Here is a 10,304-nt window from a genome sequence, read left to right as displayed (position 1 = left end):
CCCCCGTGCCGCCCCGCCCCGCTTCCGCCGTAGGTAAAATCATGCAAGCGCGCTTGATTGTTCTTGCCTCCGGTGCCACCCTCGTCCCCACATGCCGGCCGAGAAGGAGACCCAGCGGATGAGTCAGCTCGCGCCCCCCACCCACACCCGCGGCATTACCACCCTCACGCTCGACTCGCCCGCCAACCGCAACGCCCTCAGCGCCGGGCTCGTCGCCGAGCTGGCCGACGCGCTGGAGGCATGCGCGGCCGACGCCTCCGTGCGCGCCGTCGTCCTCACCCACGCCGGCACCACGTTCTGCGCGGGCGCCGACCTGCGCGCCCCGGCCGACCCGCACGCGTTCGTCGCCCTGATGCGGCGGATCGTCGCCCTGCCCAAGCCGGTCGTCGCCCGCGTCACCGGACACGTCCGGGCCGGCGGCCTCGGGCTGCTCGCGGGGTGCGACATCTCCGTGGCCGGGCCCGGGGCCACCTTCGCGCTCACCGAGTCGCGGCTCGGCCTCGCGCCCGCCGTGATCTCGATGCCGCTGCTCCCGCGCACCGACCCGCGCGCCGCCGCCCGGTACTACCTGACCGGTGAGCGGTTCGACGCGGACGAGGCCGCCCGCATCGGGCTGGTCACGCTGGCCGCCGACGACGTGGACGACGCGCTCGGGCCCGTCCTGGACGGGCTGCGCCGGGCCTCGCCGCAGGGGCTGGCCGCCTCCAAGGCGCTGGTCACGGCTACTGTGCTGCAGAGTTTCGACCAGCACGCCGAAGACCTCGTCGCCCGCTCCGCCCAGCTCTTCGCCTCCGCAGAGGCCCAGGAGGGGATGACGGCCTTCCTCGAACGACGGGACCCCGCATGGGCGTTGTGACACCGGGCGGCAGCAGTACCGGCCCCAAACAGGACCGCAGCCGCGCCACCCGCCGCCGCCTCCTCGAAGCCGCGGTCGCCTGCCTCGCCGAGCACGGCTGGGCCGGGTCCACCGTCGCCGTCGTCGCGGAACGGGCGGGCGTCTCGCGCGGCGCGGCCCAGCACCACTTCCCCACCCGCGAGGACCTGTTCACCGCCGCCGTCGAATACGTCGCCGAGGAACGCTCCGCCGCCCTGCGCGCCGTCCCCGACCAGGACCGCGCCGCCGTCGTCGCCGCCCTCGTCGACCTCTACACCGGGCCCCTCTTCCGCGCCGCCCTCCAGCTCTGGGTCGCCGCCTCCAACGAGGAGCAACTGCGGCCCCGCGTCACCGAACTGGAGGCGCGGGTCGGCCGCGAGACCCACCGCATCGCCGTCCACCTCCTGCGCGCCGACGAGACGAGGCCCGGCGTGCGCGAGACCGTACAGGGGCTGCTCGACATGGCCCGGGGCCTCGGCCTCGCCAACGTCCTCACCGACGACACCGCCCGCCGCCGCAAGGTCGTGGCCCAGTGGGCCGCGCTCCTCGACGCGGCGCTGGACTGACCTCCTCCGCCGAGGGCGTACGGCAAACGCCTTGGTGCCGGGGGAACGCACGGATAGGGTCCCCGCATGAGCACCAGCGCCACGCCCCCCTTCCCCGAGCACATCGAACTCACGGGCGAAGGGCTCGTGCTGCGCGACTGGACCGAGGACGACCTCGCCGCGATGCCCGACCTGTTCGACCACCCCGACATCGCGTACTGGACACCGATCGTCTCGCCCTTCGACGACACGGCGGCCCGCGCCCGGCTCGACCGGGCCCGGCAGCTGCGGGCCGACGGCACGGCCGTCCTGCTCGCCATCACCCTCGACGGCGGGGCACCCCTCGGCGAGGTCATGCTCCGCCGCGCCCCCGAGGGCACGGAGCTGGGCTACGCGGTCGGGCCGGCCCACCGTGGACAGGGGCTCGCCGGACGGGCGGTACGGGTGATGGCCGCGTACGCCTTCGGGGAACTGGACGCCGACCGGGTCATCCTGGAACTGGAGCCCGAGAACGCGGCCAGCGTCGCCGTCGCCTCCGCGACCGGCTTCCGGCTGCTCGGCGTCCCCCTCATCGAGGGCGAGGAGAAGGGGCGTCCGTACGCCCTCCAGACCTGGGCGCTCGACCGCGCCTGACGACACCTACCGGGAGACACGCACATGGGGGACTGGTTCCAGACCGTCGTCGATCTCGACGCGACCGACGAGGAGGCGCCGGCCCTGGGCGACCGCGTCCTCGCCCGGCTCGTCGCCGAGGGCATCGTCGAGGCCGCGCGCACCGACTGCGTGCTGGGCGGCGGCGGATACGGGTACCCGCCCGGCCCGCACTACGCGAAGGCCGTCGAGGACCCGGCGCCCGTCGACCTCTGGACGAACGGCCTCGCCGTCGCGACCGGCCGCACCGTCTTCGACAGCGGCCAGGGTGACGTCGCGGCGGCGGTCTGCCCGCTGTGCGAGGGCGATATCCGCCTCGTGGACGAGACCTGGCAGCCGATCGACGACGCCTGGGACCCGTTCGCGGGCACGTTCGACGACTGGATCGAGGGCGGCGAAGGACTGGTGACCTGCCCCGCCTGCACCCGGGCCTCCTCCATCGAGCGGTGGACCTGGGAGGACGACTACTTCGCCTGCGGGCGGCTCGGATTCACCTTCTGGAACTGGGCCGAACTGACGCCCGCCTTCGTCCGGGACCTGGGGCACCAACTCGGCGGCCACCGCACGGTGCTGCTCCAGGGCAAGCTGTAACCCCCGGGCGGGCGGCCGGGCACTCCGTCGGGGACGGGCTGCCCGGCGCGCGCACCGGAACGGGCGGTCAGTTGGTCCAGAGGACCGGGCTGTCGCTGTACGCGTCACCCTCCTCGAACGCGGCAGCCGCGATGGGGTCCGTCTTCGTGGCGGCGAGCGAGCAGGTCTCGTACGAGGCGCCCTTGGTGACGAACCCGCGGGGAGCCGTCTCGCTGGCGCACTTGCCCGGCAGATCGCCGATCAGGATGACGCCCGAAGGGCTGCCGTCCGCCAGCTTGCCGCGCAGCCGCAGCGACGAGTACGCGAGGTCGGTGCCGCCGACGTTCTCCACCTTCATGCGGATGTAGTAGGGCGTCATGCCCTTCGCCTTGTCACCGAACGGCGCCATGTCGGCCTCGGCGCCCTTCTCGATCGCCGTGACCGTGATGGCGACGGTGCCCTTCTTGCTGGTCCCGTACGAGAACGGCACGACCGCCCGGTCCCCGACCTTGACCTTCGTGCCCGGCGCGGCGACCTCGCCGCCGGCCGGAGCGCCGCCGCCCTCGCTCGGGTCCGCGGACGGGCTCTCGCTGCCCGCGTCGGACGACGCCGGGTCCGGCGACGCCGGGGCGGAGGCCGAAGGCGATTCCTGTACCGCTGCCCCGTCCTCGCCGTCGTTGCAGGCGGTGAGCCCGAGGCTCAGGGCGGTGAGGGCAACTGCGGAGACGATGCGTCCCTTGTGTGTCATGTCGACCTAACTGGCAGTGAGGGCTGCCCTGTACGACAGCCGGAACGTTCAACAACTGGACCGAGAAGGCGGGCCCGGTGGTACGTCACCGGGGCGCGCCGCGAGCCCATCCCAGACTGAGGCGGGAATGGCACAGGCTCGCCACAGGCACGGCACAGGTGAGCGACGGGTGCGACGCCCCCGCAAGGGGGGCCGCACCCGCCGCTCCTCGGTCCGGCAGCGTCAGTTCCCGAGGTCCGCCAGTTCCCCGAACCCCTCGATCTCGCGGGGGCTGCGCGCACCCGGACCCACGTAACGCGCCGACGGACGCACCAGACGGCCCGTGCGCTTCTGCTCCAGGATGTGCGCCGACCAGCCCGCCGTACGGGCACACGTGAACATCGACGTGAACATGTGCGCCGGCACCTCGGCGAAGTCCAGCATGATCGCCGCCCAGAACTCCACGTTCGTCGCCAGCACCCGGTCCGGGCGGCGCGCGTGCAACTCCTTCAGCGCCGCCTTCTCCAGCGCCCGCGCCACCTCGTACCTGGGCGCGCCCAGTTCCTCCGCGGTACGCCGCAGCACCCGGGCGCGCGGGTCCTCGGCGCGGTAGACCCGGTGGCCGAAGCCCATCAGCCGCTCGCCGCGGTCCAGCGTCTTCTTCACGTACGCCGTGGCGTCGCCGGTCCGCTCGATCTCCTCGATCATGCCGAGGACCCGGGACGGGGCGCCGCCGTGCAGCGGGCCCGACATGGCACCCACCGCGCCGGACAGCGCCGCGGCCACGTCGGCGCCGGTGGAGGCGATGACCCGGGCGGTGAACGTGGAGGCGTTCATGCCGTGCTCGGCGGCCGAGGTCCAGTACGCGTCGACGGCCTTCACATGACGCGGGTCCGGCTCGCCGCGCCAGCGGATCATGAACCGCTCCACGACGGACTCCGCCTTGTCGATCTCGCGCTGCGGGACCATCGGCAGGCCCTGCCCGCGCGCCGACTGGGCCACGTACGACAGCGCCATCACGGCGGCCCGCGCCAGGTTCTCGCGGGCGGTCTCCGCATCGATGTCCAGCAGCGGTTTCAGCCCCCACACCGGGGCGAGCATGGCCAGCGCGGCCTGCACGTCGACCCGGATGTCACCGGAGTGCACCGGGATCGGGAACGGCTCGGCCGGCGGCAGACCGGGCTTGAACGCCCCGTCCACCAGCAGCCCCCACACATGGCCGAAGGAGACGTGGCCGACGAGTTCCTCGATGTCGACGCCCCGGTACCGGAGCGAACCGCCTTCCTTGTCGGGTTCGGCGATTTCCGTCTCGAACGCGACGACTCCTTCGAGTCCGGGTACGAAGTCGGACATCAGGCGGCTCCCTCGGATCGACGGCTGCGGCGGGCCCGGAGACCCACCCCCGATACTGGCGGGTTCCACCGGGGCCGGGAAGGTGACGTCTCGCACAGCCACCCGTACCCCACGCAACGGCGGGCGGACCTCCTGCCGGTCCGGCCGCTGCGGCAGGATGGCCCCGTGCCCACCGCAGACTCCTCCTCCGATTCCACCACCGATCCGGCCGCGATGCGCGAGCAGTACCGCTCCGAGTCCTTCACGGAGGACTCGCTCGCGCCCGATCCGATGGACCAGTTCGCCCTGTGGTTCCGCCAGGTCGCCGCCGGCGGCATGCTCCACGAGCCGAACGCCATGGTGGTGTCCACGGCGACCCCCGAGGGCCGCCCCTCCTCCCGCACGGTGCTGCTGAAGATGTACGACGCACGCGGCTTCGTCTTCTTCACGAACTACGGCTCCCGCAAGGGCCGCGAACTGACGGCGAACCCGCACGTCTCGCTGCTCTTCCCCTGGCATCCGCTGGCCCGCCAGGTCATCGTCACCGGCACCGCCTCCCGCGTCGCCCGCGAGGAGACCGTCGCCTACTTCCGCACCCGCCCCCACGGCTCCCAGCTCGGCGCCTGGGCGAGCGACCAGTCGAAGGTGATCGGCAGCCGCGAGGAACTGATCCGGCACTACGAGGACCTGTCGGCCCGCTACCCGGAGGGCGAGAAGGTCCCCGCGCCCCCGCACTGGGGCGGCTTCCGCGTCGTCCCCGACACGATCGAGTTCTGGCAGGGCCACGAGAACCGGCTCCACGACCGGCTGCGCTATGTCCGCGAGGGCGACGAGACCCCCAAGTGGCACGTGGAGCGCCTGTGCCCGTGAAGCCTCACGGGGCCTGAGAAAAGCAGAACCCGCAAGCTCTGGTCCCTCCTTGCGGAGGAGCCGGCCGGACTTACCGGCGAGCCTGCGGGTCGGTGACTGCTTGGGATTGGCCGATGACCGGCCTGCACTGCAAAGAGCGCGACAACGGGCGTCAGCCCGCAGCCACCTCACGAGTCCGAGAAGAAATCACTTCCGGAACACCTCCTTTCTTCGCTGGCATCAGCCTAGGAGCCCCCTGCGGGCCCGCACAACCGAATTAACGGGGGAACGATTTCCGGGAAGTCGCTGTGGGCTGGGTCACGTTCGAGTTCAATGGGCTGACGTGCGGCTATGGCGGACACGTCTCGCAGGGGGTCCGGGATGAGTGCTTCCACGAGCAGGGGGACGGCCGGTGCCATTCCCGGGGCGGAGCTGCTGGCGGCTCTTCTCGACGGGATGGACGCGGCGCTCTGCGCGTTCGACGCGGACGGCACCGTCACCCACTGGAACCGCGAGGCCGAGCGCGTTCTCGGGTGGTCCGCCGAGGAGGCCGTGGGGCGGCCCGGACTGGCCGGGTGGGCCGTGCGCCGGGCCGACGCGGACGAGGTGCAGGGGCGGCTGATGGCCGTCATGGGGGCGCCGGGGCGGCAGGTGCACGAGTTCGCGCTGCTGCGCAAGGACGGGGGCCGGGTCCTCGTCCGTACGCAGTCCGCCGGGGTCCGGGGCGCGGACGGCAGGGCCGCCGGGGTGTACTGCGCGTTCAGCGAGGTCCATGCGCAGATCGACCTGGAACGGGCCATCGCGCTGAGCGAGGCGCTGTTCGAGGACGCCTCCTGGGGGGTCGTCCTGGTGGATGTGGACCTGCGCCCGACCGTCGTCAACGCGCACGCGGCCCGTGCCCTGGGCGGCGGGCGTACGACCCTGCTGGGGCGGCCCCTCGGTGAGCTGATCGCCGAAGGGGTGGAGGAGCTGGAGGGCGCGCTCCAGCACGTCCTGGCCGAGGGTGCGCCGGACGCGCCCGCCGAGCTGTGGGTGACCCTGCGCGGCGGTGAGGGCGCGCGCCGGCGGTGCTGGCGCAGCGGGTTCCTGCGGCTGGCCTCGCCGCTCACCGAGGAGCCGGTGCCGCTGGGCGCGGGCTGGGTCTTCCAGGACGTCACGGCGGCGAAGCTCGCGGCCCAGGAGGCGGACCGGCTGCGCTTCCGGTCGAACCAGTTGCACCGCGCCGCGCGGTCGGCCGCCGAGTGCGAGGACCCGATGGAGGCGGCGACGTCGTCCCTGGACTTCGCGCTGGCCGGGTTCGCCGATCACGTGCTGGTCGACCTCGTCGCGGGGGAGCGGCTGGTCCGGGCCGCCGCGACGCCGGCCGAGGCGCCGGGGCCCTGCCTGCCGGTGGCCGGCGGCGGCATCCCGCTGCGGTACGCGCCGGGCCACCCGGCCCTCCAGGCGGTGGACCGCACGGGCTCGGTGCGGACCTCGGCGGGGGCCGGGCGTACGGACGGCGAGTGGGCGCGGCGGCGGCAGTGGCCGGCCGACGCGGTGCACGCGTTGTGCGCGGTGCTGCGGAGCCGGGGGCGGACCCTGGGCGTGGTGACGTTCCTGCGCTCCGCGCACCGGGCCGCGTTCGAACGCCCGGACGCGATGTACGCGGAGAGCGTGGCCGCACGGGTGGCGGCGTCGGTGGACCTGCACCAGGTGGCCGGCGCGGCCGCCCCGTAATGCCTAGTGCCGGTAGAAGATCCGGTCCGCGTACTGCGTCATCACGCGCCCGTTCCACTCGTGCCCGCCGTCCACGTTCCCCGACCGCAGCAGTGGCGGCTCGATGCCGCGCTCCAGCAGCCGTTCCGCGGCGGCGGCCATCATGCCCTGCATGATCGCGCTGGTGACGACGGTCGACGCGGGCGCGAACGGCGCCTCGATGCCGTCGGCCTCCAGCTCCGCGTCGCCGATCGCGATCTTGCTGTCGAGGACGATGTCGCAGTGGTCCCGCAGGAAGCCGCCCGAGCTGTGCCGGGACCGGGTGCCCTCCGCGTACGCGACGGAGGTGACGCCGATGACCTTCAGGCCCAGCGCGCGGGCGTTGAGCGCCATCTCGACGGGCAGGGCGTTGCGCCCGGAGAGCGAGATGATCACGAGCACGTCGCCGGACTTGGCGGGGCTGGAGTCGAGGACCGCGCCCGCGAGGCCGTCCACGCGTTCGAGCGCGGAGCCGAGGGTGGCGGGCATGACGTCCACGCCGAGGGCGCCGGGGACGGCCATCAGGTTCATCAGGGCGAGTCCGCCCGCGCGGTAGACGACGTCCTGCGCGGCGAGCGAGGAGTGCCCGGCGCCGAAGGCGAAGAGCCGGCCGCCCGCCTCGACGGTGTCGGCGATGGCGGCGCCGGCGGCCGCGATGTTCCCGGCCTCCTCGTCGCGCACCCTCCCCAGCAGGCCGATCGCAGCGTCGAAGAACTGACCGGCCAGCTTGCTTTCGCTCATCGGGGAGGACCTTTCCGGCGGGGTGAGGTGACCATGGGGCGTCCGTACCGCCGATCACGTTGCGGTCTGGACCAGTGACATGTCAATACCGCAGGACCCCGGCGGACACCGCGCGGCACGGTTCCGCGCGCGATGCGTCAGAATTGGTGCAGGGCCAGCGCACGACTGCATCGAGGGGCACGAATGTCCGGACTGATCGACACAACGGAGATGTATCTCCGCACCATCCTCGAACTCGAAGAGGAAGGCGTGGTCCCCATGCGCGCCCGGATCGCGGAACGGCTGGACCAGAGCGGTCCGACCGTCAGCCAGACCGTGGCGCGGATGGAGCGCGACGGCCTGGTGCAGGTCGCGGGCGACCGGCACCTGGAGCTCACCGAGGAGGGCCGCCGGCTGGCGACCCGGGTCATGCGCAAGCACCGGCTGGCCGAGTGTCTGCTGGTCGACGTGATCGGCCTGGAGTGGGAGCAGGTGCACGCCGAGGCGTGCCGGTGGGAGCACGTGATGAGCGAGGCGGTCGAGCGCCGGGTGATGGAGCTGCTGCGCCACCCGACGGAGTCGCCGTACGGGAACCCCATCCCGGGCCTGGAGGAGCTGGGCGAGAAGGCCGGGGCCGATCCGTTCCTCGACGAGGGCATGGTGAGCCTGTCCGATCTCGACCCGGGCAGCGACGGCAAGACGGTGGTGGTCCGCCGGATCGGTGAGCCGATCCAGACGGACGCCCAGCTGATGTACACGCTGCGGCGGGCGGGCGTGCAGCCCGGTTCGGTGGTCAGCGTGACGCAGTCGCCCGGCGGAGTGCTGGTCGGCAGCAGCGGTGAGGCGGCGGAGCTGGACTCCGAGGTCGCCTCGCACGTCTTCGTGGCCAAGCGGTAGGACCCGTTTCGGGAGGTCCCCGACCGGGGGTGTCCCGAGGAGCGTTCGGGAGACCGGGCGCCGGCGCTTGCCGGTGCCCGGTTTTTCTTTTTCCGTACGGAACCGCAGCGCGTCGGCGCCGCGCGTGCCAGGCTGTGGCGGAGGGGTTGCTGAGCGTGTCGGCCACCGGCCGCGGCCGGGGAGGGGAGCTGCGATGCACCCGTCGTGCGGGTACGCCCCGTCGTACGCAGGCATGCGGATGGCCCCGGCGCCGCAAGGCACCGGGGCCTGTCCTCCCCTGTGTCCGACCTGGAGCCCCGAGCTCTCGAGGTCGGTCCCGCGAGCCCTCATCCCCGAGTGGCCCGCCTCCCGGAGAAGATCTCCCCGCAGCCGCCGCCGTCAATCCTGGGAGGCCGTCACTCGAACGAGCGGTGTTGCCGGGCAGATCCGCGTTTTCGAATAGGAGTTCGATACTCTGGCCGACAGGACCACCCGGTGTCTCAGGGAGAGAAGGGGGTGCCAGAAGCTATGGCGCGGCGCATCGATGTGACCGGAACGAACGGCGTACGCCTCGCGGCCTGGGAGTTCGCCGAGCCGCCCGCAGGAGGCGCGGACGGCACCCGCGCTCCCGCCGTCTTACTGCTGCACGGCCTGATGGGCCGGGCCTCGCACTGGGCGTCCACCGCCGGCTGGCTCGCCGAACGGCACCGCCCGGTCGCCCTGGACCAGCGCGGCCACGGCGACAGCGAGAAGCCGCCCGACGGCCCCTACACCCGCGACGCCTATGTGGCGGACGCCGAGGCGGCGATCGAACAGCTGGGGCTCGGCCCCGTCACCCTCGTCGGCCATTCGATGGGCGCGCTCACCGCCTGGCAGCTCGCCGCCAAGCGCCCCGACCTGGTCCGCGCGCTGGTCATCTGCGACATGCGCGCCTCCGCCCTCGGCGCGGCCTCGCAGCGTGAGTGGGAGGACTGGTTCCGCTCCTGGCCGCTCCCGTTCGCCTCGGCCGACGACGTACGGCGGTGGTTCGGCGAGGACGACCCCTGGACGGAGCGCCCGAGCCCGTCGCGCGCCGCGTTCTACGCCGAGGTGATGGCGGAGCGGGCCGACGGCTGGCGGCCCGTGTTCTCCCGGAAGCAGATGCTCGCCTCCCGCGCCACCTGGGTGTTCGACGCGCACTGGGAGGAGCTGGCCCAGGTCAGATGCCCGACGCTGGTGCTGCGCGGGCTTGACGGGGAGCTGGGCCGGGCGGAGGCGCAGGAGATGGTCCGGGTCCTGCCGCGCGGGCAGTACGCGGAGGTGGCCGACGCCGGCCACCTCGTGCACTTCGACCAGCCCGACGGCTGGCGCGCCGCGGTCGAACCCTTCCTGGAGCAGCTGGCCGAGGACGCGCAGGACGACCGCGAGCCCGTCTCCCCGTAGGACC

The 10,304-nt window shown here is 73.2% G+C and carries 11 protein-coding genes; 8 read left to right on the top strand and 3 right to left on the bottom strand.

The window, feature by feature from the left end:
* Positions 1 to 118: 118 nt before the first annotated feature.
* The 4 genes from EAO73_RS31260 to EAO73_RS31245 all read left to right on the top strand — a co-directional run bounded on the left by EAO73_RS31260 (position 119) and on the right by EAO73_RS31245 (position 2,661).
* Positions 119 to 856 (top strand): enoyl-CoA hydratase family protein, encoded by a 738-nt coding sequence (locus EAO73_RS31260; RefSeq protein WP_147974874.1) that lies wholly within the window; start codon positions 119 to 121, stop codon positions 854 to 856.
* On the top strand, positions 844 to 1,440 hold the full coding sequence (locus EAO73_RS31255) for a TetR/AcrR family transcriptional regulator (RefSeq protein WP_147974873.1): 597 nt from the start codon (positions 844 to 846) through the stop codon (positions 1,438 to 1,440). The genes EAO73_RS31260 and EAO73_RS31255 overlap by 13 nt, the downstream gene beginning before the upstream one ends.
* A 66-nt stretch (positions 1,441 to 1,506) precedes the next feature.
* On the top strand, positions 1,507 to 2,052 hold the full coding sequence (locus EAO73_RS31250) for a GNAT family N-acetyltransferase (RefSeq protein WP_147974872.1): 546 nt from the start codon (positions 1,507 to 1,509) through the stop codon (positions 2,050 to 2,052).
* Between the two features lie 24 nt (positions 2,053 to 2,076).
* A complete protein-coding gene (locus EAO73_RS31245; protein WP_147974871.1) occupies positions 2,077 to 2,661 on the top strand; it encodes a hypothetical protein in 585 nt (194 codons plus the stop codon).
* Positions 2,662 to 2,728: 67 nt separating this feature from the next.
* On the opposite strand, the gene EAO73_RS31240 is transcribed toward EAO73_RS31245, so the two are convergent.
* On the bottom strand, positions 2,729 to 3,388 hold the full coding sequence (locus EAO73_RS31240) for a hypothetical protein (protein WP_147974870.1): 660 nt from the start codon (positions 3,386 to 3,388) through the stop codon (positions 2,729 to 2,731).
* 222 nt (positions 3,389 to 3,610) lie between these two features.
* On the bottom strand, positions 3,611 to 4,720 hold the full coding sequence (locus EAO73_RS31235; protein ID WP_147974869.1) for a citrate synthase 2: 1,110 nt from the start codon (positions 4,718 to 4,720) through the stop codon (positions 3,611 to 3,613).
* Positions 4,721 to 4,933: 213 nt separating this feature from the next.
* On the opposite strand from EAO73_RS31235, the gene pdxH reads away from it, so the two are divergent.
* Together pdxH and EAO73_RS31225 are read left to right on the top strand one after the other, a co-directional pair.
* A complete protein-coding gene (pdxH, locus tag EAO73_RS31230; protein ID WP_147975405.1) occupies positions 4,934 to 5,569 on the top strand; it encodes a pyridoxamine 5'-phosphate oxidase in 636 nt (211 codons plus the stop codon).
* Positions 5,570 to 5,929: 360 nt separating this feature from the next.
* The gene (locus EAO73_RS31225) at positions 5,930 to 7,264 is read left to right on the top strand and encodes a PAS domain-containing protein (protein ID WP_147974868.1); all 1,335 of its coding nucleotides are present in this window, start codon (positions 5,930 to 5,932) and stop codon (positions 7,262 to 7,264) included.
* A 3-nt stretch (positions 7,265 to 7,267) separates the two neighbouring features.
* Here EAO73_RS31225 and EAO73_RS31220 read toward each other — a convergent pair whose 3' ends face one another.
* Complete coding sequence (locus EAO73_RS31220; RefSeq protein WP_147974867.1) at positions 7,268 to 8,023, bottom strand: SIS domain-containing protein; 756 nt, start codon at positions 8,021 to 8,023, stop codon at positions 7,268 to 7,270.
* Positions 8,024 to 8,206: 183 nt separating this feature from the next.
* Here EAO73_RS31220 and EAO73_RS31215 point away from each other — a divergent pair, with 183 nt between their 5' ends.
* Positions 8,207 to 8,899 (top strand): metal-dependent transcriptional regulator, encoded by a 693-nt coding sequence (locus EAO73_RS31215; RefSeq protein ID WP_018519461.1) that lies wholly within the window; start codon positions 8,207 to 8,209, stop codon positions 8,897 to 8,899.
* 507 nt (positions 8,900 to 9,406) lie between these two features.
* Positions 9,407 to 10,300: an alpha/beta fold hydrolase gene (locus EAO73_RS31210; protein ID WP_147975404.1), complete on the top strand. Its 894-nt coding sequence runs from the start codon at positions 9,407 to 9,409 to the stop codon at positions 10,298 to 10,300.
* Positions 10,301 to 10,304 lie beyond the last annotated feature (4 nt).

Origin of the sequence: Streptomyces sp. col6 (assembly GCF_008042035.1) — a bacterium.
Classification (GTDB): domain Bacteria; phylum Actinomycetota; class Actinomycetes; order Streptomycetales; family Streptomycetaceae; genus Streptomyces.
The sequence above is the reverse complement of the archived record's forward strand: the minus strand, read 5'-3'. Positions and strand labels throughout refer to the sequence as shown.